This window comes from Candidatus Binatus sp. (assembly GCF_030646925.1).
Lineage (GTDB): Bacteria > Desulfobacterota > Binatia > Binatales > Binataceae > Binatus.
Genome location: NZ_JAUSKL010000087.1, coordinates 82,291 through 105,964, shown reverse-complemented (window position 1 = coordinate 105,964; position 23,674 = coordinate 82,291). Strand labels below are relative to the sequence as shown.

The window sequence follows — 23,674 nt, the reverse complement described above, 5'->3', positions numbered from 1 at the left end:
TCGCATCGGAGGGAGGGACCGGGGATGAGAATCGCAATGATGATCGTGCGCACGCTGCTTGGCTTGATTTTCTTCGTGTTCGGGCTGAACGGGTTTTTCCATTTCATCCCGACGCCGCCACCGCCGCCGGCGGCCGGACAATTCTTCGGTGCATTGTTCGCCACCGGCTACATGATACCGCTGATCTTTACTTGCCAGGTCGTCGGCGGGGCGCTGCTGTTGATCGGCGTCGCGGCGCCACTGGCGTTGATCATCCTCGCGCCGGTGATCGTCAACATTGTGTTGTTCCACCTGTTTCTCGCACCGAGCGGGATGGGGATGGCGATCGCCGTGGCGCTGCTCGAAGTGATTCTCGCGTGGGCAAATCGAGCCGCATTCGCGCCGCTGTTCGGATCGCAGACGGCCTCCTGACGTTCCGGCAGCCGAATCGCCGATCGCGGGGCACTTCCAAAGCGGCGGAATCCCTGCAAGGATCGGCGATTCAAAGTTTCGACGATGAGCCGTTAGCTCAGGCTGGTAGAGCATGTGACTTTTAATCACAGGGTCCCGGGTTCGAGTCCCGGACGGCTCATTAAAATTCCCCGCTTCACTTTCCGCACCCCGCGGACATCGTGTTGCACGCGATCCAGGTTTTCCGGGTAACGGCGGCGGCGTACTCGGCAACCTAGCTATCGGCGCGCCCTTGGCGGGAAGCTGCGTCGCGTAGATTTCCGGTCAAGGCAAAAGCCGCGCGCCAAGCGTCGCATCGGATCGCGATGCCGAGATCAACCGGCCATCTACAAACTGATAAGCCAGGTTCGCCGGTTCTTAGAGAGGCAAGCGTGCCGCATAGCAGCGGAATCGCAAAATGGCGATCACCCGAGCGAGATGCCAGTCGCTCTCTTCCAGGTTTCGATTTGACCGCTTCCGATGGCAGCTACTCGCCGAGCTTGTAGGCCTTGGCTACGTTCTCGCCGAGCACGCCACGCCGCGCGCTCGGTGTCATCCCCTTGATCATTCCTTGCAATTCCTCCAAGTAGTTGCCGGGATGATCTGGATGAGGATAGTCCGTCGCCCAGAAGAATTTGTCTTCGCCGACGATTTGAGCCATCGCCCAGATCGTGCGTTCGTCGGGATCCGCCGAGATATAGCACTGGCGCTTGAAGTAGTAAGAGGGCTTCTCCTTGAGCTTGACGCTGCTGCCTAGCACGGTTCCGCTGTAGATCGCGTCGGCGCGATCCAGCAGGTAGCCGATCCAGCCCGCCTGCGCCTCGAGCACGACTACCCGCAGCTTCGGAAATCGATCGAACACGCCATACTGGAATAGGGTCGCGAACGCGTGCTGAACTCCTTGCGCCGCAAAGAGATCCGCATACCATGACGCCCACTCCATCCCGTCGAAGCGATGATGAACGCCCCAGCTAAGCGGCTCGAAGGTAGGATGAATCGCGAGCGGTACGTCGAGATCCTGCGCGGCGGCGAAGAGCACGTCGTGGCGCGGATCGCCGTGAGCTATTCTTGTGATCGTGAAGGGGCAAACGAAAGCGCCTTTGCATCCATCCTCGACCGCGCGCCGCAGTTCGCGCGCCGCTTCCGCCGGATCGCCGAGCGACAGATGTGCAATCGGAATCAGCCGTCCGCCGGAGTCGCGGCAAAAGTCCGCGATCCACCGGTTGTACGCGCGGCAGTAAGCGCTCGTCAGTTCGGCGTCGAACAACTCGGCTTCCCACAGCAACCCGATCGTAGGATAGAGCAGCGCCTTCTGCATCCCTTCCTTGTCGATCAGTTCGAGGCGCTCCTTCATGTTCATCGAACCGTACGCGGCGCCTTTCATGTAGGTGTCTTCGGGCTTGGGCTGAAACGCAAATCCGCCCTCGGGCAGCTTCTCGCCGCGTGCGATTGCTTCGCGCAGCTTGCGCGATTCCTCGACCTTGCGGCCCATCCCGCCTAGCGCTCCAAGCGCTCCGCGCTGGGTCAGGACGGCGCGCTTGCGATCGATTTCGAGGTACTCGAAACCATCGTCACCGACGCGGATGTGGATGCCGCGGTCGCGATACTTTGGCTCCAGGTATTTGTCCCACAGGTCGGGTGGTTCGAGGATGTGTCCGTCCGCGTCGATTATTAATTCTTTCGATGCCATTGCGATTCTCCTTTTTTCGGACCGTTCCGGTACCGCCTTCGCGCGCTTCTATAGAATCAGCCAGCGGCGCGTTTGACAGTTCCGCGGCAGACGGCTACTTATGAATCTCAATTCATGAATTATGATTCATCGATAGTATCGTGGCGATCTCGGTAAAAGTCAAAGCCCGGCGACGGCACGAAAATCAGGCGCGCGCCGCGCGGATCCTGGCCGCGGCTGCGCGCGTGTTCGCGCGCCACGGCGTCGACAACGCCACCATGGAGATGATCGCGCGCGAGGCGAAGGTCGCCGTCGGGACTATCTATCTCCATTTCCCCTCGCGCGACGAGGTCTATCTGAGCCTGCGCGCCCAATTCGCCGAACAACTTGGCGTCCGGTACCGCGAAGTGAAAGCGCGCGGATTGGCGCCGCTCGACGAGATGCGCACGCTGGCGCAGGTCTATATCGAGCACCTGCGCGAATCCGCCGAACCGGTGCTGACCAGCGAGCCGACGCCCTATTCGCAGATTCGCCGCCGGCTGCGCCGCGCCTCGGAGATCCGGGAATTCGATCGCGGACTTGCCCTCAGCCGCGAGGTCTTCCACCTGTTCGAGAGCACCGTGCGCCGCGCTTTCGACGCGAACCTGATCGCCGATGCGCTCGGCCCGACCGGTGTGACGGTAGGAATCTGGGCCATCCTGAACGGCTCCTACATGGTGACGCGCGACAAGGATCTCTTTCGCGATCTGACTGGCCTCGAGCCCGAAGGTTTCACCGCCAAAGCGCTGGAATCGTATCTGTCAGCAATCACCTCGATGCCGAAACGTGTGTCAAACCGATCGATCGCTTCAAACAGTAAAAGCCACGTTATCAAACTGCCGGTAAAGAAGAGGCGCGCAACAAGATGAAGACGATCTGGTTTCATATGCAGGGATATCGCGACCTGCCCGACGACTTTCGCGATCGCTACGAAAGCATCTGGGTGACTCCGCCCAACGACGAGCTATGCAACTCAGAGATGGTGCAGAAGTACCTTAACTGGAATCTCGACGAGCTCGAGATGGCGGACGACCTGGGCTTCGATGGCCTCGGTCTCAATGAGCATCATCAGAATGGCTACGGCTTTCCGCTCGCGCCGAATCTGATTGCGTCGATTCTCGCGCGACGAAAGTCGGACGCGGCGCTGGTCGTGCTGGGCAATACTATTCCGCTCTACAATCCGCCGATCCGCGTCGCTGAGGAGTTCGCGCTAATCGATTGCCTGAGCGGCGGACGACTCGTGGCAGGACTTCCTGTCGGCTCCGCGATGGATACCGTGGGATGCTATGGCTTGCCCCCTACCCAGGTCCGAGCGCGCTACTATGAAGCTCACGACCTGATCAAGCAGGCATGGACGCGTCCGGGACCTTTTCCTTTCAACGGCCGATTTACCAAGCTGCGCTACGTCAATCCGTGGCCCAAGCCGCTCCAGAAGCCGCATCCGCCGATCTGGCTGGCGGGCGGTGGCTCGGTCGAAACCTGGAAATTCGCCGCCGACAACGACTACACCTATAGCTACCTGAGCTTCATGGGCCACAAGGCGGCTAAGGCATTGATGGATGGCTACTGGAGCACGGTCGAGCAAGCCGGTTTGGATGACAATCCCTATCGGGCGGGTTTCGCGCAGTTGGTAGTAGTTGCCGATACCGACGCGCAAGCCGAGCGCATCTATTTGAAGCATCTGCGCAACTTCTACTCCAAGTCGCTCTACATTCCACCCCACCTTGCCGCAGTGCCGGGCTACATGAGCAGGAAGAGCCTGTCCATCCAGTTGAAGAACAACAAGGGAATAGGGCCTTTCCAGATCAACTTCAAGCCGCATGAAGCTACCTGGAAGGAACTGGTCGATGACTCCAAGATGGTGATTGGAGGAAGCCCAGCGACGGTGGCGCATCAACTGGAAGAGGCTGTGCGAAACATCCGGGTCGGTCACCTGATGGTCATCCTGCAGATTCAGTCGATGGACAAGGAACTCACCGAATACAGCACCCGCCTGTTTGCGGAAAAGGTGCTGCCGAAGATTCAGGGCATCTGGGACAAGGAAGGCTATGCCGATCGATGGTGGCCTCAAGGTGCGACGCGCAACCAGATTCGCAAACCAGCGCGGGAAAAGGTGATGGCATGAGCGCGGCAATTTCACAAAGCATCAATCTTCCCGGCGGCTTCGTGCCGAATCCCGTTCTGATCGATGGCAAGGGGTCGCCGGTCGTCTATCTTCATGGACCCTTCGGCCAGGAGTGGGACGGCTTCCTCGACGATCTCGCGACTCGGCGACGGGTTTACGCGCCCGCCCACGCCGGCGCCGAAGACATCGACGACCTGCAGTACATGGATAACTTCTCGGACCTGGTGCTCTACTACGATGACCTGTTCGACCAGCTAGGTCTCGAGCGGGTGGACCTGGTAGGGCATTCATTCGGCGGGATGGTGGCAGCCGAGTATGCGGCGACTTTTCCGCATCGAGTTGGCAAGCTGGTTCTTATCGACGCGCTAGGCCTATGGCGCGACGACATACCGGTGGAAGACCACCTGCTCGCTTCGCCTGAAAAGCAGGTGGCGCTGTTGTTCAATGATCCGGCCAAGCCTGAGGTGAAGGCCAAGCTTGCGATGCCCGAGAATTCGGACGAGCTTCGTGAAGCTATCCTGCGTCGCTTCGGCGCGCTGGCGAGCACGTCGCACTTCATTCATCCGATTCCTGAAAGGGGCCTTGCGCGGAGGCTGCGCCGCATCAAGGCGCCGACTCTGATCATCTGGGGCGCGCAGGACAAGCTCACGCCTCCAGTCTATGCGGAAGAATTTGCCTCGCGGATCGGTAACTCGCGAGTGCAGTTGATCGAGAACGCCGGCCACATGCCTCAAGTCGAGCAGCGCGAAATGGTTACGCGCCACGTGATCGATTTCTTGAAATAGGCGCCGATTCGCGGTTGCAACAGCTCTCCCGCTTCACGCCTGGCGCGGCCTTCGACCTTTCAGCGCCGCCGTGCTAGGTAGAGGCTCGCCCGCGACGCATCTGACCAGGAGCGATCAACCATGGCCAAGGAAGAATTCCGCATCCACGTCCCCGATGAAGTTCTGGACGATCTCCGCGAACGGCTGAAACGCACGCGATGGCCGCGCGACTTCGCCAACGACGATTGGCGCTACGGCACCAACCTCGAGTATCTCCGCGAGTTGGTCAATTACTGGATCAAGGACTTCGACTGGCGAAAAATCGAAAAGCAAATCAACTCCTTTAGTCACTACAAGACCGAAATCGAAGGCGTTCCGATTCATTTCATCCATGAGCGCGGCAAAGGCCCCAAGCCGATACCGCTAATAGTTACGCATGGATGGCCATGGACGTTCTGGGACATCAACAAGGTGATTCGGCCGCTCGCCGATCCGGGCTCCTATGGCGGCGACCCGCGCGACGCTTTCGATGTGGTCGTGCCATCGTTGCCTGGCTACGGCTTTTCGACGCCTTTGACCAAGCCGGGAATCAACTACTGGCGCACCGCTGACCTTTGGGTCACCTTGATGCAGGACGTGCTTGGCTATGGCAAGTTTGCTGCGCAAGGCGGCGACTGGGGATCGATCATTACTCATCAGCTAGGACACAAGCATGCGGACAAGCTGATCGGCGTGCACATGAACATGGCGATCGATTTGAATTTGTGGGGCGCCAAGTTCCCGGCGGCTGCCGACTACGGTCCCGATGAGCAAGGCTGGTACGAGCAGTCGACGCGCTTTTTGGTGGACGGTAGCGGATACTCGGCGATTCAAACTACCCGGCCACAAACTCTTGCTTACGGCTTAAATGACTCTCCAGCGGGTCTTTGCGCCTGGATTCTGGAGAAACGCCGCTCATGGAGTGACTGCGGCGGCGACGTCGAGAAGCGCTTCACCAAGGACGAGCTACTTACCGCGATGACCCTTTACTGGGTTACTGAAAGCTACGGGACCTCCGCGCGCTTCTATTATGAGGCGGTTCACCAGCAATGGCATCCGTCACACGATCGCAAACCGGTTATCGAAGCCCCAACCGCGATAGCTGTTCTGCCGAAGGAGGTTGTCCTGATGCCGCATAAGTGGGCCGAAGGTTACTACAACCTCAAGCGCTGGACCCGATTCAAAAGCGGCGGCCATTTCGCTCACATGGAGGAACCGCAAGCACTGGTCGATGACATCCGCGCTTTCTTCAGGACCTTGCGTTAAGGCCGAAGGGGAGGCGATCAGAGCGGGATCGCGGTGCGGAACAGGATGAAGCGGCCGAGCATCTCGCCGACGATCACCGACATCAGTGCGATGTAAAGCAGCCCCGTCGCCGCCATCGTCTGCGGGATTTTCAGCGTCTGCCAGCACATCAGAATCAGCACGATCGTCGTGATTGGTCCGAGGATCATCCGCGTCGCGAGCAGCCCCGCGTGCGATTCCCACAGCGCCGCGACCGGCGCGCCACTGCCCGCGATTCCGGGTATCGCCATCAGCGCGATTGCGAGTCCCAGCGCGATTACGTCGGCAATCAGCACCACGCCGAGCACCCGGACGAAACTGCGCAGATAGTCCACCGGCATCTCCAGATCGATGAGGTACCAGTGGCCGAAGAGCATCGCGCCGCTCACCAGGCCGAGCGCGAGCGACGAGGTGATCGCGGTGAGCCCGTAGGCGACGTCCGCGACGATGCCGAAGCCGCGCGGTTTCAGCAGCAGGATGTTGGCGACGACCGCGAGCATCCCGGTCGCGAGCGCGAGCGTGTAGGCGCGCGCACGCAGCGCGCCATCGTCGCTCCACAGCGTGTACAGATAGACTGAGGTAACGACGATCCATAACGTCCACAGTGCGGCGGCGATCCAGAGCGCAGTCGCGCCGGGACCGTCGGCTGCGCCGCCGCGGATCGCGAGCCACGCGAGCCCGATTGCCGCGATCAGTCCCGAGGAAAGAAAAACCGAGGCGCTCGATTTGTAGAATCCCCGCTCGACCTTGGAAAAAGGCGGAATCGCGAGCGCGAACATTCCGCCCCACGCGAGTTCGCCGAATATCAGGATGAAGCAGGTCGCAAATCTGGTCACGCCGGAATACTACCGGTCACCGCGCCGATCGGACAGATGCGGGCCGCCGCGGGCCGTCGCTCTGGCTTGCCGAACAAGGCCATTCGATGAAATAAGGGTATGTTGAACCCTCGCCCGGACTATTAGACATTCGATGTGGTGGGGCTATAATGAACAATAGAGACTGGGGAAAAACGACGGGGAACAAAATGCGAGCATCGAAGTTATTTACGGCATCGATCGCGGTTTCAATGACGCTGGCGCTGTCCGCATGCGGCGCGATTCAGCAGCAGCAGGCCGAGCGCGAACAGAAGAAGCAGGAATTCACTCATCGCGTCGATTTCGCGCACATCTGGGTGACGACGGAAACGCCCGCGCCGGGCAAGCCGTACACGGTTCTCGGCAATGTGGATTATACCGAGCCGTTCTCGCCCGACGCGATCGATGGGGCGAAAATCAAGGAACGTCTGAAGAAGGCGGCCTTCGAGAAATGGCCCGACACGGTCGATGCGGTCGTGAAGGAGAACCAGGAGATTTCCGCCGACGGCGCGCAGGTCAAGGTCACCGGCGAGGCGATTCAGTACGAGTCGTCGGTCGATCGCGCCGCGCTGCACAAGATGAACGACGGCATGGTCGCATCGCCAAGCGGCAACTGATTCGACGAGTTTAGGCACGAGATGGTACGGGCAATCCCGCATCGGCGGGACTGCCCGTTTCTATTTTCGATTGCCGATGCTGGCCGAAATCCTGAGCGCCGGGATCCTCTACGCCGGAGCGGCCAGTAATTCGTCGAGCTTGCCCTCGAGGTCGAGCGCCTTCAGCTCGTCGAAGCCGCCGATAATCTTGCCGTTGATAAAAATCTCTGGCACGGTGCGCCGTCCGCCCGCCATCTCGATCATCCTCGCGCGCAGCGCATCATCATTGCTCACGTCGATTTCATCGAACGCCACGCCTTTGCGGGTGAGCAGGCTCTTGGCGCGCGTGCAGAACGGACAATAGCTGGTTGTATAGACTTCGACTTTGGCCACGCTGTTAGCACTCCCAGTTTGCATTCTTCTATCACGCGGCGAACGTGTCCAGAAGCGCTCGCCGATTCAGCGGACGTCGACATAGTGCCGGCTGAGGCGCGCCGGTGAAACGCCGAGCAGGTAGAGCGCGCGTATCGACCACATCCGGAGCACGGTCCGCGCAATTCCGTCGTGGGTCCATCGCCGCGACGACGTGATCACGCGCGAGCGCAGGCAGGCGACGCCGCCCGCGCGTTTCATGCGCCGCGTGAAATCCAAATCCTCGCACAGTTCGAGATCGGGGAATCCGCCGATACGATCGAAGACCTCGCGCCGCACGAAGATCGCTTGATCGCCGGTGCCGGTGCGGCTGATTCGCGAGCGGATGCTGATCATCGCGCCGATTAAGCGCAGCGCGAGGGCGTTGGAGTCGAGTTGAACGTCGAAGCGGCCGCCGACGATCGCGGGATTCGACAGGGCCTCATCGATATCCGCGGCGAAGGTCGTCGGCACGATCGTATCGGCGTGCACGAATGTCAGCGCGGCGCCGGTTGATACGCGCGCGCCGGCATTCATCTGGCGAGCACGCCCGCGCGGACTCGCGATCACCGTGTCGGCGATAGCCCGCGCCGCGGCGACGCTCGCGTCGCCGCTGCCTCCATCGACAACGATGATTTCCGCATTCGCAGCGCCGCGCCGAAGTGCGGCAAGTGCGCGCGCAATCGTGCTCGCCTCGTTGAGCATCGGCACGATGACCGAAAGTTTTGCCACCTGCGATCGAAGCACTTCAATCGATCGGCGGATTGATCAGCGGCGGCGGGTGAGTGCCGCCCGGCTCGCCTTTCACGATCACGCGCCGGCCCTCGATCTCGAGCCGGCCTTGCTGGAACAGGCGAATCGCGTGCGGTAAAATCCGATGCTCCTGCTGCAGGATGCGCGCGGCCAGCCGGCTTTCGTCGTCGCCCGGCAGCACCGGCACCGCGGCTTGCAGAATTATCGGACCCACGTCGACGCCGGCGGTGACGAAGAACACGGTGCATCCCGCGATCTTCACCCCGAGCTCGAGCGCGTCGCGCTGCGCGTGGATACCGGGAAATGCGGGCGACAAGCCGGGGTGGATATTCATGATGCGGCCCGGGAACGCGTCCAGCATCACCGCCGAAAAGAGTCGCATGAAGCCGGCGCAGATGACGAGTTCGACCGAGCGCTGGTTCAGCGTCGCGAGCACTGCGCGGTCAAAATCCTCGCGCGTGGGGAATTTGCGATGTTCGATCACTTGCGTCTGGATTCCGTGGCGGCGCGCGCGTTCGAGGCCTTGCGCGTCGGCGCGATTCGAAATCACGAGCCTGATTTCGGCTTTGAGATCGCCGCGCAGGATCGCATCGATGATCGCTTGCAGGTTGGTGCCGGAGCCGGAAATCATTACGCCGAGTTTGACGGGTGGACGATCCATTTTGCCGCTCGCGGTCATTGCTCCGCGTTCAAATAATCGAAACTCCGCGCTTGCCGGTGCGCACTTCGCCGACCACGAAGCCCGCGAAACCCCGCCGCTTCAAATGTGCGAGCACGCGATCGGCCTCGCGCGGCGGCGCGATCGCAACCATGCCGAGGCCGTTGTTGAACGTCCGATCCATTTCATCGCGGCTGATTTTGCCGAGCCGCTGGATCAGCTCGAAGATCGGCGGCGTTGGCCAACTGCCGCGGCGGAATACCGCATGCGCGTTTGATGGCATCACGCGCGGCACGTTTTCGATCACGCCGCCGCCGGTGATGTTGGCGAGGCCGTTGATCTTGAATCGATCGAACAATTCCACCACGACGCGCGCATAGATCAACGTCGGGCGCAGCAACTCCTCGCCGAGCGTGCATCCGAGTTCGGGAACGTTGGCGCTCAGCTTGAGTTTGGCGCGATCGAAAATTACGCGGCGCACGAGCGAAAAGCCGTTGGAATGAAGCCCGCTCGACGCAAGCCCGATCAGCACGTCGCCCGCCCGCACCTTCGCCGGCTGCGGTATCCGCGCGCGATCGACGATGCCGACGGCGAAGCCCGCCAGATCGTATTCGCCCGGTTTGTATAGTCCACTGAGTTGCGCGGTCTCGCCGCCGACCAGGCTCATGCCGGCTTCGTTGCATCCACGCGCGACCCCGCGAACTATGTCGAGCGCGATCTTTTTATCGAGCTTGCCCGCGCCGATGTAGTCGAGAAAAAACATCGGGCGCGCGGCGTGGCAGACGATGTCGTTCACGCACATCGCGACGCAATCGATCCCGACGGTGTCGTGACGGCCCGCTTTGAACGCGATCAGCAGCTTGGTGCCGACGCTGTCGGTGCCCGCGACCAGCACCGGCGAGCGCATCCTGCGCGCGCCATTGAGCGAAACCAGCGCGCCGAATCCGCCGATCCCGCCGAGCACGTGCGCGCCGGCGGTGGACTTCGCGATCGAGCCGAACAGCGGAATCAGGCTCTGCTTCAGCGCGATATCCACGCCGGCTGCCTTGTACGTCATCGGCGCCGGCATCAGCTTCGCTCCGTCCGCCGCGCCACGATCGATGCGCGATACGCCTTCGTTCCGTCGGGACAGGTCACCAGTCCTTCGCGATAATCCTCGACTTGAAGGCCCGCGACGAGTGCCGGCAATTCGCCGTGATTCAGCAGAAAGTCGGGATTTCGCGGATGCCCAATCTCCGCCTGATCGATGAGAAAAGTGTCGGCGATCAAAATACCTCCGGGGCGAAGTGCGCGAACGAAATTCGGAAACAGTCTGCGTTCGAGAAAGTTCACGTTGACGATCGCGTCGAGCGATCCTGCGCGAATATAGAAGTTATCCAAGTTCGCAACCACCGGCCATACTGCAAGATGCTCGGCGCGCGCCGCGGCGGCGAGTGTGCGCATCGCCTCGACCGAAAAATCGACTGCGATCACGCGGATGCCGGCGCGCGCCATCGCAAGTGAATTGCGGCCGCGGCCCGCGGCGACGTCGAGCGCGACGCCGCGCGGAATCCGCGCAATCATCTCGACCAGAAACGGCTCGACTGCCCCGATCGGCTGTTCGCGATGGCGCTGATTCCATTTTTCCCGCTCGCTCATAGCACGCGCGCGAGCGTGAACACGTCCACGCTGACAGCGCCTCCGGCGATGAGCGTGCGCGCGCATTCGTTCACCGTGGCGCCGGTCGTCATCACGTCGTCGATCAGAAGGATGCGGTGTCCGCGGATGCGCTCGGGATAAAGCACGACAAACGCGCGGCGGACATTTCTGATGCGCTCGTCGTGGTCGCGCGCGGTCTGCGACGTGGTAGAGCGTCGGCGCGCAAACGAAACCGCGTCGAGTGGAAGTTGCAAGCGCCGTGCGACTTCCTCGGCCAGCAGCGTCGCCTGGTTGAATCCGCGCCACCAAAGACGCCGCCAGTGCAACGGCACTGAAACGATCAGATCGTAATCAGCCGATGACACGGGCAATCGATCGCCGAGATATTCCGCGATTGCGCGGCCGGCGGATTGGTCGAGGCCGTATTTGTGGCGGCGAATCAGCGCAGGCAAAGTGCCGGGCTGATCCTCGGCGCTGGTGCGATAGCGCGCAATCGTGCGAGCCTTGCGATAATGCGGACGAACCGCGGCGCATCGCGCGCATCGCGATTCACCGCTGACGACGGACTCGAGCGGCCCGCTGCATATGTTGCATTGCGGTTCCGGCATCCGCTCGACGCGCGCGATGCAGGCGTCGCACACACGCCGTTCTTCCGCCGCGCCGAAACGCATCCCGCACGCAAAGCATCGCGGCGGATACAGAAAATTCAGGAACAGCGAAAACGCGGCCACTCAAGATAGATGCGTCGTGGTGCGCTCAAACTCAAGGGGCGCCAAATCGCCATTGTCGCGGGCGCGACGGATTCACGCCGGATGTGGTATAGACACGCCATGAGCGGACCTCTTGACGGCATTCGAATCATCGATTGGACGATCTGGCAGCAGGGCCCCGTGGCGACGCAGATGCTCGCCGATCTTGGCGCCGAGGTGATCAAGATCGAAGAGCGGGAACGCGGCGACCCGGGCCGCGGTATCGTCGCGATCTCAGGCAGTGGCACCGGCCGGAGCGGGCTCAATTACTATTTCGAGGCGAACAACAAGCACAAGCAAAGTATCGCGCTCGATTTGAAGAAGCCCGAGGCGTGCGAAATCGTCTATCGGCTCGCCGCGAAGAGCGACGTCTTCGTGCAGAACTTTCGCAAGGGCGTCGCGAAGCGGCTCGGCTTCGGCTACGCGGAGCTCTGCAAGCACAATCCGCGAATCATTTATGCGAGCGCGTCGGGTTACGGGCCCGAAGGTCCTGACAGCGCCGAGCCTTCGTTCGATTATCTCGGGCAGGCGCGCTCCGGAATCATGAACACGATCGGAATCGACAGCACGACGCCGCTTTACATAATGGGCGGAATTGCGGACCAGATGGGCGCCACGATGCTGGCATACGGAATCCTCGCGGCGCTGTTCGCGCGCGAGCGCACCGGCGTGGGCCAGGAAGTCGATGCGTCGCATCTGGGATCGATGATGGCGCTGCAGGGGCTGAACGTCGTGTCGCGCACGATCATGGGCAAGGAATTTCCACGCAGCACGCGCGAGAAAGCTTACAATCCGCTGTGGAACCATTATCAGTGCGCCGACGGAAAATGGTTCTCGCTCGCGATGCTCCAGCCGGATCGCTACTGGAAGGATTTCTGCGCGGCGATCGGCAGGCCGGACCTTGAAATCGACCCGCGCTTCGCCGAAACCAAAACTCGCGGCAAGAATTCGGCGGCGCTGATCGCGATCCTCGATGAAGTTTTCAAGGCGCGGCCGCGCGACGAATGGATGAAGGTCCTGAAGGCGGGCGGCGGCGATTTCATTTACACCATTGTCAATTCGGTTTCGGACCTGCCCGACGATCCGCAAGTGCGGGCGAACAACTACGTCGTCGATTATGAGCATCCGCAGGCGGGCAAGATGACGCTGCTCGGGATGCCGGTGAAGCTAAGCGTGACGCCGGGCGAGCCGCGCGGACATGCGCCGGAACTCGGCGAGCATACGGAACTGCTGCTGACCGAGATGCTCGGCTACACGTGGGACGACGTCGCGCGGTTGCGAGAGGCGAACGTGATCTGAAGGCCACCCGCTCGAAGGCCTGGATTCAAGGAGTCAATGCGATGGGAATCTCCGGGAGTTTGGAAGATCGCGAGGAAATCCGCGAGCTGCACGCGCGCTACTGCCTCACGATCGACAATGGCCGCTACGACGAATGGATCGATTGCTTTACCGCGGACGGAGCATTTGAGAGCCCGCGTTTCGGGCGTCACGCTGGGACCGATGGCCTCAGGAAGTTCGCCGCGATGTACAAGGAATCGCTCGGCGGCGCGCGCGTGCTGCACGTCGTGACGAATCACACCTTCGAGCTAAGCGGCGCGAGCGGAACCGGAAGCTGCTATCTGCTGTATTACCATTGCAAGGATGGCCGGGTGCAGCAGAGTACGCTCGGCTACTACACTGACAAGCTGCGCAAGATCGACGCGGGATGGCGATTCGAGAGCCGGCAAGTGACGATTCTCGGGCATAGCTGATTTTTTCAGCCGTCTCGTCGGCGGGGTGCGCACCTGGCTTCGCGAGGAATCGCGCCGAGGTGGAGTATCCGATGGGCGCTCTTCCGCATTCACGACGTTTCACGTGAAACGTCTGAAAGTTCAGGAGAGTTCAGGGGAACGAAACGCGAAGAAAAAAGTGGGGCGGGATCGCATCGCGATTCCGCCCCGTATTTTTTGGATGATCGCCGCTGCTAGAACGCCGCGTACCATGGGACTTCGTGCGGATTCTGGACTTCCCAGTTGACCTGAAATGCCTGCAGCAGCGTGCCGTTGGCGTGACGAAGCGCCAGCTTGGCGTTCTCGAGATCGACTTCGGCCTGCACCTGATTGCCCTGCGCGCTGACTTCCTCTTCCTGGAATTGCAGGAGGTCGTGCGTCGTCGCCATCCCAACTTTGAACCTGATTTCCTCGTCATGCAGCGATTCGCGCGCATAGTAAGTCGCTTGCGCAGTCGCGGAGGCGCGCTTCTGATCGGCGTATAGATTCGCCAGCGAACTTTGCACATCGACAACCGCCTGCGACAACGCATTGCGATAGAGCAGGCGCTGTTGTTCGTACTGGACGCGGGCCTGAGCCAGGGCTGCGCGCGGCACTGCGTTGTCGAGCGGCATCTGGAAGGTCAGCACCGCCGCGTAGCTGTAGAAACTGAATCCCCACAGGCGATTGAGCGCATCGCCATAGATTCCGCCGAAGGGTAGCCGGGCGCCCGAATCGGCCGGGAAACCGGTCGGAGTGCAGTTTCCGGCGCCGGCGGTTGGGGTCCCGAAGGGCTTCAGGCAGGGCGCGGTGCCGGCGGACGAGTTCAAGCCGAACTGGGTGCCGAGATTCAACTGCGGCAGCACCTGATTTTCAGAATACTTGACCTGCAGCAGTGCGTTGCGGATCGCCTCGCGCATCGCGCCGAGCGAGGGACGATACTGCACGGCGAGTTCGAGCGCGCGTTCCTCGTCAACGGTGATTTTCTCAGTCGGATTGGGCCGCGTGATCGGCTCGATCTCGGCGGGCAGGAAGGTGGCGTATGGATTGAGCATCACGTCCTGGCGAAGCTGGGTGCGCGCGTTTTTGAGATTCGCCTCGGCGGTATAGACGTTGGCTTCGGCGGTGGCGGACGCGGATTGCGCTTCCTGCAAATCGATCGGCGCCAGCGTCCCGACTTTCACGCTGATGGAATTGTTCTTCACGAGGTCGAGGTTGAAGCGCAACGCGGCGCGCGCGACATGCAGATTTTCCTCGGCGAGCACGACGTTCCAATACTCACCGCCAATCTTCTGGACGAAGTCCTGCAGGTTCTGTCCGTAGTTCCATTGCGCCTGCTTCTGTCCCGATTCGGCGATCTGCACATTGATGGTCGCGAACTTCCAGCCGAAGTTTTGCAAGAGCGGCTGCGACAGCGACAGCGTGAGGCTCGGGTTGTAGGCTGGATTGACGCCTGCGAATATCGAATTGTTGAGCGCGCGCGTGTTGTTGAAGGTGACGCCCCAAGTGCCGTTGGTCAGCGATGAGACCTTGTTGATGCCGAAATTCCAGTCGTAGTACTTCTGTACAAAATGCGTCCCGCCGCCCGCCTGCAGGGCCGAAGTTACCGGCACGACGGTCTTGGTGATGTCGCCGAGCGCGGTGAGATTCGGATCGAAGGTGCCGTTGGCCTGGCGAATCGTTTCGGTGGAGGCGACCGGATCCATGGCCGACGCGGCAAGCCCGGGATTGTTCTTGAGCGCGATATAGATCGCTTCCTTCAGCGTGAGCCCGCGCACATTTGGATCGCTCGAGCGCATGTATCGCTCGCTGATCAGCGTTTCCGGCGGGACCTGCTTCGACAGCGACCATTGATTCGCGAAGATCGACGGCAGGCTGACGAACGAATCATGATGCTCGAACTCATTGGCGGCGCTGGGCGGAATGCTGACGCGCGGCGGCTCCTGCGGACCGACGGGCATCGCCTGCCGGCGAATCGGGCCGGTCACATTCGGCGGCGGGAGCGGAGTCTTGGGCAACTCGCCGGTCACCTTGAGCGACGAATCCTGCGCGATGCCGGACCGCGTTCCGATCAGCAACAGTGGTAGAATCTGGAGGGGTAAAATCAGGAGCGCCAGAAAAAAGGATTTCTTCCTCAACATCTCGGGGGGACCTCCTCGTCCCTCTCACCGCGGAAACCAGGGTGAGGCGCTGTCTGCGCAGGAACTGCAAAACGCATCGGCATTTGCAGGGAAGCGCCGCGCGTGGACTCGGCATCTTCGGCGGAGTGCTTGCGCGGCATCAGTCGGGTCGCGATTATATCCAAGGCCGAGAGCGATGTCTGCCGTTTGCCCGCGCGAACGACGGATGTTTCGGTTCGAATGGACGGAGTTCGCATGCGCGCAATCAGAAAGGCAATCGCACTATTGATACTGTCACCGATATTTCTGCTTGCGATCAGCGAGTCAAGTCTCGGCGTTCGCGTGCTGGCACAAGTAACGGGACAGCCGGGTCCCGCGCCACTGACTCCACCTGGTGCTCCGGGTCAGCCCAATTCATTTGCGACGATCGGAGCGTTGCCGCGGCTCGCGCCTGCGCCCGGGACTTTCAGCGCGGCGGCCGCGCGTGCCGCAGTTCAGCCGACGCCGCGGGCATTTCGATGCACCTGCGCGGCGCCCGGATACTGGACGCAGTGGGCCGGACAAGTGGTTGCGCCGAGCTACATATTGGCGAAGCAGGCGGCGTCAGGTCAGTGCATCAGCTTCAATGTGAACTCCGGCGCGCCGTCGCCATACATTCCGCCGCCGACGCAGTTCGCGCGGCCGGGGTTTCAGAACGGCACGGCGTTCAACAACTCGCACGCGCTCATCAACAGCAACGTCGCGAGCAATCAGGCGGTGAATGTGTTCAAGGGAACCGTCGCGGGCGAATGCACGCAATGCGCGTGCAACTGATACGCGCGGAAATCCGGCGCTGCAAAAAGATCCGGGAAGAGATCCGGGATTCCTCGCGCGGCAGCCACGCGCGGGAATGACAGAATGCCGAACGGCATCGAATTTTTAGTACCGGGTGAACCTCACCAACGTTGTCATTCAGAGCGGAGGCTGCCGGAGCGAAGAATCCCGGATTTTTAGCTCGCGCCGTCTGCACCCTCACCCGCCTCATCGCTGGCGCGCTTCGGCGACCTCTCCCGCAACAAAGCGGGCGAGGCAAAGAAGGCGGCGGGCGACCTCTCCCGCAACCAAGCGGGCGAGGTATTAGGAGAGCGGCGTCCGCATAGGAGATGACCGAAGGCAGCAGGCTTCGCTCAGAGCTTATGCCTTTTACTACTAAGCGAACTTGACCAACTTTGTCATTCTGAGGCTAAGGCTGCGACGCCGAAGAATCCCGGGGCGATGCCGGGCAGAGTAAAGCATCCGGGATTCTTCGCTGCGCTCAGAATGACAAAAGGAGGACTGGGCGAAGTCGGTGGGCTAGGCGAGCAATGCTTTAAGATCTTGCGGGAGCGGCGCGGTCGCTTTGACGTGTCCGACTGCCGGCGAGTCGAACGCGATATCGCATAGATGAAGCCAGAAACGGCCGTGCGCGAGTTGCGCGCTTTCAGGGCCGCCGTACAGCGTATCACCAACGATCGGTAGACCGGCGCTCGCGAGATGCACTCGAATCTGATGACGGCAGCCGGTCTTCGGCACGATCGAGACGAGCGTGAAGTCGCCGATACGTCGCAGAGGCTCGACGGTCGTGAGCGCGGGACGGCCAGCGCGCTTGGGATTGGCGCTCGCGGGATCGCCGCCGATCATCTTGCGCGGATTTTTCGGATGATGCGCGATCGGCGTATCGATTGTGAGCTTGCGATCGAGATCGCCCAAGACCAACGCTTCATAACGGCGCGCAATTTTCGACGATCGAATTGCCTCGCGAAGCTTGATGAATGCGGCGCGATTGCGCGCGATGAGCATCGCGCCCGAGGTGCCGTTGTCGAGGCGATGGACCAGTCCGCCTTCGAGTGGCTTTTCGCCGGCGCTGGCCGTGTCGGGAAATCGCGCGACGATCGCATTCATCACGGTGCCGCGTTCGTCCGGTCGCAGCGGATGACACGGGATGCCGCCGGGCTTGTTCACGACGATGACGGCCGCGTCCTGATGGACGATATCGATCGCGATGCTCGAATCGGGCTGCAGCGGCGTCGCGATGCGCGCGATGTTTGCGCCGCGCACTTCGACTTGATCGTCGGCGCCGACGATTTCGCTTTTGCGCGGATAGCGTCCGTTGATGCGGACCATCCCGCGCTCGACGAGTTCCTGCGCGATTCGCCGCGACGAGGCGAGGCCGGTCCTCACCAGGTAATGGTCGAGGCGTTCGCGACTGACGTCATCCACGATATCGATGGTTACGGTGATTTGGCCGGGGCGGCTGAAGAGCCGACTGGTTGGGGCGCGCGGTTATAGGTCGCGAACTGGAGCGAGGCGACGTAGAGCAGGATTCCAGTCAGAATCACCGCGGTCAGCACGTCGAGGAAGCGCAGTTGAATTGCGCCGCGCCGAAATCCAGCAATCAGGTCTTTTGCTCGCATCGAGTCTCCGCTTTTCACGGTTTCACCATCTATGCACCGGCCGCCGTTCTGATCGCCGAGCGGACCTGGCGTCCGCGCTCGGGAAGTCCAAACAGGCGGCGCAGTTCGCGTCCGGTTTCCGATTTTTCCGACGCCGCGATATCGACCGGCGAGCCGCACGCCACGATTCGGCCTCCCTCGTCACCGCCGCCGGGCCCGAGATCAATGACATAGTCAGCGTGCGCGATAAATTCCAGGTTGTGCTCGATCACCACCAGCGTATTGCCTTCGGCGACCAATCGCGAGAGCACCCGCGTGAGGCGCCGGATGTCGGTGGAACTGAGGCCGGTGGTCGGTTCGTCGAGCAGGAACATCCGCGGCAGGCTTTTGCCCGCGTCATTGACCGGCGTCGGTTCGAGATCGACCAGCAGAAATCGCGCGAGCTTGAGACGCTGGGCCTCGCCGCCGGACAAGGTCGAAGTGGTCTGACCGAGGCGCAGATAGCCGAGGCCGACCGCATTGAGGGCGTCGAGCCGTTCGACGATCGCGCGCGAGTGCGCGAAGAAGCGGCGCGCATCCTCGACGGTGAGATCGAGCACCTGATTGATGTTGAGCTTGCGATAGCGGATCGCGAGGATGTGGCTCTGGAAGCGGCGGCCGTCGCACGAGTCGCATTTCACTTCGAGGTCGGCCATGAAGTGCATCTCGATCGTGACGGTGCCGGTGCCGCGGCATTTTTCGCATCGCCCGCCGGTGACATTGAAGGAAAAATGCCGCGGCTGCACTTTGAGGCGTTTGGCTTCGGGGCTCGACGCGAACAACTTTCGAATCTCGTCGTAGATTTTGAGATAGGTCGCGGGATTCGAACGCATCGAGCGCGTCGGCAATTCCTGGCCCATGTGCACGATGGCGCCGATCTGATCGAGGCCGTCGATTCGATCGCATTCGCCAACTTCGGCGGAAATCCCCTTGCTTCGCAGATAGTTGTTGTAGAGCACGTCCTCGACCAGCGACGATTTGCCCGAGCCTGAAACTCCAGTGATGCAAATCATGCGGCCGAGCGGAAGCGCGACGTCGATGCCGGCGAGGTTGTGCTCGCGCGCGCCGGTGATTCGAATCGAGGGATCGTGCTTGGCGAATTTTCGCTGCTTCGATAGCGCCCGCATCAGCAGCACGCGTCCGGGCGACGACGCCATACTGTCGAGCGCGGTCAAGGCGGGATCACCGGAATAGATCAGGCGTCCGCCTTCGGTGCCGCCGCCAGGGCCAAGCTCGACAACGTTATCTGCGCCCGCGATTATGCCGGGATCGTGCTCGACGACGACGACGGTGTTGCCGAAATCGCGCAGGTGATGCAGCACACCGAGCAAGCGGCGCGCGTCGGCGGCATGAAGACCCACCGTCGGTTCGTCGAGCGCGTAGAGAGTGCCGACCAGCACGCTGCCGAGCGCAGTCGCGAGATGAATCCGCTGCGCCTCGCCACCGGAGAGAGTGCGCGCTTGCCGCTCGATCGTGAGATAGCCGAGGCCGACTTCGAGCAGGTAGCTGACGCGATTGCGCAACTCTCGCATTACAACGCCGGCGCGAGTGGAGACCTCGGGACGTCGCGCAATTTGATCGAGCCATCCGATCAAATCGCGCACGGAGAGACGGCCGACGTCGGCGATCGAGGCGCCGTCAACGCGAACGTTGAGCGCATCGCGTTTCAACTTCGAGCCGGCGCAACTCGGGCACGTCACGAAGCGGCGATACTTCGCGAGCAGGATTCGCACGTGCGTTTTGTAGCGGCGTCCTTCGAGCCATTTGAAGAATCCGTGCACGCCGGGCCACTTGTCGGGATCCCATTTCGTGCGCGGGCCTTCGTCGCCGTCGAGCAGCCAGCCGCGTTCCTCGTCGGTCATTTCGCGAAAGGGCGCGGTGGTGCGGATTTTTCTGCGCCGCGCGAGCTTGAGCATCCACGCGTTCATCTCGTGATAAGCGGGCGTACGCCACGGCGCGATCAACCCCTGCCGCAGCGACAGGTTCGGATTCGGAATTACTTTTTCGAGATCGAGTTCGACGGTGCGGCCGAAGCCCTCGCATTCAGCGCACGCGCCAATCGGACTGTTCGACGAAAACAGCGCGGAGGTTGGCTCGGCAAACGGCGTCGCGCAATTCGAACAATTGAACCTGCGATCGAAATCGAGCGTCGCGACGGTGTGCGTGTTGCCATTGCCATTGCTGCGCTCGACGCGAACCGCGCGTGCGCGCGAACCGCCCAGGTAGAATGCCTTCTCGAGCGCTTCTCGCACGCGCTCGTGATCGGATGGGCTGTTCACAGAAATTCGATCGACAATCACCAGCATCGCGCTGTCAGGACGTGCATCGGCGGCATCAGCGCGTGACGCGAATTCAACTGTCTCGGTGATCGCGCCGCCGATGAACAGGCGATGGTAGCCGTTCTGGATCAGGTAATTCGCGGCGTCGAGCATCGAGCGCGAGCCCGCCTCGAACGGCGCGAGCACGAGGTACATCCCGGGTGTCGCGAGGATCTGCGCGCCAGCACTTTCGACGGTGTCACGGCGAACGGCGCCGCCGCATTGCGGGCAGGTGGTGATGCCGACGGTCGCGAACAGCAGGCGCAAGTAGTCGCTAATCTCGGTCACGGTGCCGACAGTCGAGCGGGCATTCTTGATGGTGTTTTTTTGTCGGAGTGCGAGTGCGGGCGGAATTTGCGAGATCGAATCGACGTCGGGACGCTCCATCCGTTCGAGGAACATCCGCGCGTAGGTGGACATGCTCTGCACGAAGCGCCGCTGGCCCTCGGCGTAGAGCGTGTCGAACACGAGGCTCGATTTGCCGGAGCCGGAAACGCCGGTGACGACGGTGAGCATCCCGCGCGGGATTTCGAGCGAGATGTTTGCGAGGTTGTGAGTCCGCGCGCCGCGAATACTGATCGTGCGGTCCAACGTATTCCCGTGTTACCGCGGATCGGCGATCGGTCGCGCCTTTTTCTTGCGCTCGCCCGGATATTCGTCGGCAACCTTCGAGTAAAGTTGGGTGAGGCGGATGTCGAATTGCGCCTGCAGGCGATGAGTTTCGGCCTCGCGTTCCGCGGGCGGCATCGCGACCAGCTTGCGGAGCGCGTCCTCGAGCTGAAACATCAGGCGGTTGCGCTCGATCAAATATTCGTAGCCATTCATGATTTCATAGCCTTATATGGGCGCTCGAAACCTCAAATTCCAAAGACTCCAATTATAGGTTATCCTGCCGCGAGCGAACAACCGGACGTGGAAATCGAGACAGCATTATCCACAGGCGCGAGCGGTATTCCGATCGTGCGCGCGTGGAACGACGTGGAGACATCAATCATCCACGGGTTCATCGGGCGGCAAGGAGGGGTCAGCGCGGGCGCGTTCGCCTCGATGAATCTGTCGTACTTCGTCGGTGATGACGCGCGGGCCGTCGATGAGAATTGGGAGCGCCTGCGCCGCGAAGTGCCGGAGCTAAAGTTGGTCGCGCGGGTGAACCAGGTGCACGGAAATATAGTGCAGGTCGTGACGCGAGCGACGGCGTCGTCGCGGGCGCGGGCGGATGGCATGGTCACGCGCGATCCGGGCGTGATGCTCGGGATCTTCACGGCGGACTGCGTGCCGATTTTGATGATCGATGAGAAGCGGAAAATCGCGGGCGCGATTCACGCGGGATGGCGCGGCGTGATCGCGGGAATCGTGGCGAACGGCGTCGATGCGATGGTGTCGCTCGGTGCCGATATCGAGAATATCCGCGCGGTGCTGGGTCCATCGATCGGGCCGTGCTGCTTCGAGGTCGATGCGACGCTGGCCGAGCGCTTTGTCCGCGAGATCGAAGGCAGCGAGCGTCATGCGCGCGCCGGCCGTCCGGGCAAGGCGTATCTCGATCTGCGCGGCCTCGTGCGCGATCGATTGATTGGCGCGAGATTGGCGGACGTGAATATCAGCGCGGTCGGGCCGTGCACGCGATGCGCCTCCGAGCGGTTTTTCTCGCGGCGCGCGGCAGGCGGAAAAACCACCGGGCTGCAGATGAGCTTCGTCGGCTTCGCAGAGTAATCGCCATGCCACAACGAAAAACCAAAAAATCTCCGCGCGGCGCGATCATCAAAAAAATACGCAAGCCGATCGCGCCGCCGTCGAAAACAATCGAGGATCCGACGAAGTACAAACGCGAGCGCGAACTCGAGAAAATCCGGCGCGACGAAAAATCGGGGAACCTCTGATGTCCGTCGAAGGCGTGATTCGCGTCGGAATCATCGGCGCGGGACTGATTGGGCAGGTGCATTCGCGGATGCTTCGGCTGATTGCCGATCGCACCGAGCAAAGCGTGCGCGTCGTCGCGGTTGCGGACGTCGTGCCGAGTGCAGCGCAGGCGCTGGCGTCGCGATGGCAGGATGCGCGCGCGGTCGCGTTGGCAGAGGAGATCATCGGCGATCCGGCGATCGACGCGGTGTGGATTTGCATGCCGACCGCGATGCATCGCGAGGTGTGTATCGCCGCCGCTCGCGCCGGCAAGCACATCTTTTGCGAGAAGCCGCTCGCGATGACGACCGCGCACGCATCCGAGATGGCCGCCGCGATCGAATCGGCTGGCGTGCTCGCGCAAGTCGGTCTGGTGATGCGACTGTCGCCGGCTTACACCGTGATCAAATCGATGTTCGCCGATCCGTGCGTCGGCCGGATGCTCGCGATCATGATGCGCGACGACCAGGATTTTCCGACGCGCGGCGTTCATGCGAGTGCATGGCGCAACGATCCGTCGCTCACGGCGGGTGGCACGCTGATCGAGCACAGCGTGCACGATTTTGACATCCTGCGTTGGATGTTCGGACCGATTGCGCGCGTCTCGTGCGTCACCAGAAATCTGAACGGCGCGAACGGCGTCGAGGATTCCGGTGCGATCGAGATGGAATTTGCGGGCGGGTTTCACGGCCAACTTACCTCGGTATGGCATCGGATGCTCGGCCGTCCGAGCAATCGGCGGCTTGAAGTATTCGCCGAGAATTTATTCGTGGCATCGGACTACGACACGCTCGGGCCGATTGTGTTTCAGCGCGGCGAGAGCGCAGATTTGGAGACGATCGAGCCGGACGAAGTGATGCGCCGTTTCAGCGAGATCCTGCTGGATGAACGGCCGTATCTCGCGCCGATGAAGGACTGCTTCGCGATTCCGTATGCGATCGAAAACGCGATTTTCGTCGCCGCATTGAAAGGGGAGTGCATCCCCGATCCGCCGTTTGCGGCGGGCGTATCGGTGCAAGCGATGGTTGAGTCGGCGTACGAGTCGGCGCGCACGCGGCGAACGGTCGAAATCGAAAACTGAGAAATTAAAGTAACACTTTAGCTCGTGAGGGCGCTCACAATTACATGCGCGCA

General features: G+C 61.6%; 26 protein-coding genes and 1 tRNA gene. 13 read left to right on the top strand and 14 right to left on the bottom strand.

Annotated elements, in window-relative coordinates; all coding sequences use genetic code 11:
• The first annotated feature begins 24 nt into the window (after positions 1–24).
• On the top strand, positions 25–411 hold the full coding sequence (locus Q7S58_RS15490; protein ID WP_304827643.1) for a DoxX family membrane protein: 387 nt from the start codon (positions 25–27) through the stop codon (positions 409–411).
• 86 nt (positions 412–497) lie between these two features.
• Positions 498–571: transfer RNA gene (locus Q7S58_RS15485), tRNA-Lys, on the top strand.
• Positions 572–916: 345 nt separating this feature from the next.
• On the opposite strand, the gene Q7S58_RS15480 is transcribed toward Q7S58_RS15485, so the two are convergent.
• On the bottom strand, positions 917–2,119 hold the full coding sequence (locus tag Q7S58_RS15480) for an amidohydrolase family protein (RefSeq protein WP_304827640.1): 1,203 nt from the start codon (positions 2,117–2,119) through the stop codon (positions 917–919).
• A gap of 119 nt (positions 2,120–2,238) precedes the next feature.
• Positions 2,239–2,430, bottom strand: coding sequence for a hypothetical protein (locus tag Q7S58_RS15475; RefSeq protein WP_304827636.1), 192 nt, complete (start codon positions 2,428–2,430; stop codon positions 2,239–2,241).
• On the opposite strand from Q7S58_RS15475, the gene Q7S58_RS15470 reads away from it, so the two are divergent.
• The 4 genes from Q7S58_RS15470 (at position 2,377) to Q7S58_RS15455 (ending at position 6,331) form a co-directional block, all read left to right on the top strand.
• A complete protein-coding gene (locus Q7S58_RS15470) occupies positions 2,377–3,006 on the top strand; it encodes a TetR/AcrR family transcriptional regulator (RefSeq protein ID WP_370655530.1) in 630 nt (209 codons plus the stop codon). The genes Q7S58_RS15475 and Q7S58_RS15470 overlap by 54 nt on opposite strands.
• Positions 3,003–4,262: an LLM class flavin-dependent oxidoreductase gene (locus Q7S58_RS15465; RefSeq protein ID WP_304827630.1), complete on the top strand. Its 1,260-nt coding sequence runs from the start codon at positions 3,003–3,005 to the stop codon at positions 4,260–4,262. Before Q7S58_RS15470 ends, Q7S58_RS15465 begins: the two co-directional genes overlap by 4 nt.
• Entirely contained in the window at positions 4,259–5,047 is a 789-nt protein-coding gene (locus Q7S58_RS15460; protein ID WP_304827628.1) for an alpha/beta fold hydrolase, read from the top strand. The genes Q7S58_RS15465 and Q7S58_RS15460 overlap by 4 nt, the downstream gene beginning before the upstream one ends.
• Before the next feature lie 120 nt (positions 5,048–5,167).
• A complete protein-coding gene (locus Q7S58_RS15455; RefSeq protein WP_304827625.1) occupies positions 5,168–6,331 on the top strand; it encodes an epoxide hydrolase family protein in 1,164 nt (387 codons plus the stop codon).
• A 17-nt stretch (positions 6,332–6,348) separates the two neighbouring features.
• Here the strand turns inward: Q7S58_RS15455 and Q7S58_RS15450 are convergent, their stop codons facing one another.
• Entirely contained in the window at positions 6,349–7,185 is an 837-nt protein-coding gene (locus tag Q7S58_RS15450; protein ID WP_304827624.1) for a hypothetical protein, read from the bottom strand.
• 188 nt (positions 7,186–7,373) lie between these two features.
• Between Q7S58_RS15450 and Q7S58_RS15445 the strand changes: the two genes are divergently transcribed.
• Positions 7,374–7,820, top strand: coding sequence for a hypothetical protein (locus Q7S58_RS15445; RefSeq protein WP_304827621.1), 447 nt, complete (start codon positions 7,374–7,376; stop codon positions 7,818–7,820).
• 108 nt (positions 7,821–7,928) lie between these two features.
• Here the strand turns inward: Q7S58_RS15445 and grxC are convergent, their stop codons facing one another.
• The 6 genes from grxC to Q7S58_RS15415 form a co-directional block, all read right to left on the bottom strand.
• The gene (gene grxC, locus Q7S58_RS15440) at positions 7,929–8,192 is read right to left on the bottom strand and encodes a glutaredoxin 3 (RefSeq protein WP_304827618.1); all 264 of its coding nucleotides are present in this window, start codon (positions 8,190–8,192) and stop codon (positions 7,929–7,931) included.
• 66 nt (positions 8,193–8,258) lie between these two features.
• Positions 8,259–8,942, bottom strand: a complete 684-nt coding sequence (locus Q7S58_RS15435) for a TIGR04283 family arsenosugar biosynthesis glycosyltransferase (protein ID WP_304827615.1) — start codon at positions 8,940–8,942, stop codon at positions 8,259–8,261.
• A 16-nt stretch (positions 8,943–8,958) separates the two neighbouring features.
• A complete protein-coding gene (gene purN, locus Q7S58_RS15430) occupies positions 8,959–9,624 on the bottom strand; it encodes a phosphoribosylglycinamide formyltransferase (protein WP_304827612.1) in 666 nt (221 codons plus the stop codon).
• 28 nt (positions 9,625–9,652) lie between these two features.
• The gene (gene purM / locus Q7S58_RS15425; protein ID WP_304827609.1) at positions 9,653–10,690 is read right to left on the bottom strand and encodes a phosphoribosylformylglycinamidine cyclo-ligase; all 1,038 of its coding nucleotides are present in this window, start codon (positions 10,688–10,690) and stop codon (positions 9,653–9,655) included.
• Entirely contained in the window at positions 10,690–11,259 is a 570-nt protein-coding gene (locus Q7S58_RS15420) for a bifunctional 2-polyprenyl-6-hydroxyphenol methylase/3-demethylubiquinol 3-O-methyltransferase UbiG (RefSeq protein ID WP_304827607.1), read from the bottom strand. Before Q7S58_RS15420 ends, purM begins: the two co-directional genes overlap by 1 nt.
• A complete protein-coding gene (locus tag Q7S58_RS15415) occupies positions 11,256–11,990 on the bottom strand; it encodes a ComF family protein (RefSeq protein WP_304827604.1) in 735 nt (244 codons plus the stop codon). Before Q7S58_RS15415 ends, Q7S58_RS15420 begins: the two co-directional genes overlap by 4 nt.
• Before the next feature lie 99 nt (positions 11,991–12,089).
• On the opposite strand from Q7S58_RS15415, the gene Q7S58_RS15410 reads away from it, so the two are divergent.
• Positions 12,090–13,307 carry a CaiB/BaiF CoA-transferase family protein gene (locus Q7S58_RS15410; protein WP_304827601.1) on the top strand — a complete coding sequence of 406 codons (1,218 nt, stop codon included), beginning with the start codon at positions 12,090–12,092 and terminating at the stop codon, positions 13,305–13,307.
• A gap of 41 nt (positions 13,308–13,348) precedes the next feature.
• Entirely contained in the window at positions 13,349–13,759 is a 411-nt protein-coding gene (locus Q7S58_RS15405; protein WP_304827598.1) for a nuclear transport factor 2 family protein, read from the top strand.
• A gap of 212 nt (positions 13,760–13,971) precedes the next feature.
• Here Q7S58_RS15405 and Q7S58_RS15400 read toward each other — a convergent pair whose 3' ends face one another.
• Positions 13,972–15,897 carry a TolC family protein gene (locus Q7S58_RS15400; RefSeq protein ID WP_304827595.1) on the bottom strand — a complete coding sequence of 642 codons (1,926 nt, stop codon included), beginning with the start codon at positions 15,895–15,897 and terminating at the stop codon, positions 13,972–13,974.
• A 234-nt stretch (positions 15,898–16,131) separates the two neighbouring features.
• On the opposite strand from Q7S58_RS15400, the gene Q7S58_RS15395 reads away from it, so the two are divergent.
• Positions 16,132–16,689 carry a hypothetical protein gene (locus tag Q7S58_RS15395; RefSeq protein WP_304827592.1) on the top strand — a complete coding sequence of 186 codons (558 nt, stop codon included), beginning with the start codon at positions 16,132–16,134 and terminating at the stop codon, positions 16,687–16,689.
• Positions 16,690–17,208: 519 nt separating this feature from the next.
• Here the strand turns inward: Q7S58_RS15395 and Q7S58_RS15390 are convergent.
• From Q7S58_RS15390 to Q7S58_RS15375, 4 genes are read right to left on the bottom strand one after another with little or no spacing between them, the layout of a single operon-like run.
• Entirely contained in the window at positions 17,209–18,114 is a 906-nt protein-coding gene (locus Q7S58_RS15390) for an RluA family pseudouridine synthase (RefSeq protein ID WP_304827589.1), read from the bottom strand.
• An 11-nt stretch (positions 18,115–18,125) separates the two neighbouring features.
• Positions 18,126–18,308, bottom strand: coding sequence for a hypothetical protein (locus Q7S58_RS15385; RefSeq protein ID WP_304827586.1), 183 nt, complete (start codon positions 18,306–18,308; stop codon positions 18,126–18,128).
• 29 nt (positions 18,309–18,337) lie between these two features.
• Positions 18,338–21,235 carry an excinuclease ABC subunit UvrA gene (gene uvrA, locus Q7S58_RS15380; RefSeq protein ID WP_304827583.1) on the bottom strand — a complete coding sequence of 966 codons (2,898 nt, stop codon included), beginning with the start codon at positions 21,233–21,235 and terminating at the stop codon, positions 18,338–18,340.
• 12 nt (positions 21,236–21,247) lie between these two features.
• Positions 21,248–21,469: a hypothetical protein gene (locus Q7S58_RS15375; RefSeq protein WP_304827580.1), complete on the bottom strand. Its 222-nt coding sequence runs from the start codon at positions 21,467–21,469 to the stop codon at positions 21,248–21,250.
• 87 nt (positions 21,470–21,556) lie between these two features.
• Here Q7S58_RS15375 and pgeF point away from each other — a divergent pair, with 87 nt between their 5' ends.
• Genes pgeF through Q7S58_RS15360 form a run of 3 tightly spaced genes read left to right on the top strand, consistent with a single transcriptional unit; the run spans position 21,557 to position 23,621 of the window.
• A complete protein-coding gene (gene pgeF / locus Q7S58_RS15370; RefSeq protein ID WP_304827577.1) occupies positions 21,557–22,354 on the top strand; it encodes a peptidoglycan editing factor PgeF in 798 nt (265 codons plus the stop codon).
• Positions 22,355–22,359: 5 nt separating this feature from the next.
• The gene (locus tag Q7S58_RS15365; protein ID WP_304827574.1) at positions 22,360–22,521 is read left to right on the top strand and encodes a hypothetical protein; all 162 of its coding nucleotides are present in this window, start codon (positions 22,360–22,362) and stop codon (positions 22,519–22,521) included.
• Positions 22,521–23,621, top strand: coding sequence for a Gfo/Idh/MocA family protein (locus Q7S58_RS15360; protein ID WP_304827570.1), 1,101 nt, complete (start codon positions 22,521–22,523; stop codon positions 23,619–23,621). The genes Q7S58_RS15365 and Q7S58_RS15360 overlap by 1 nt, the downstream gene beginning before the upstream one ends.
• Positions 23,622–23,674: the final 53 nt, after the last annotated feature.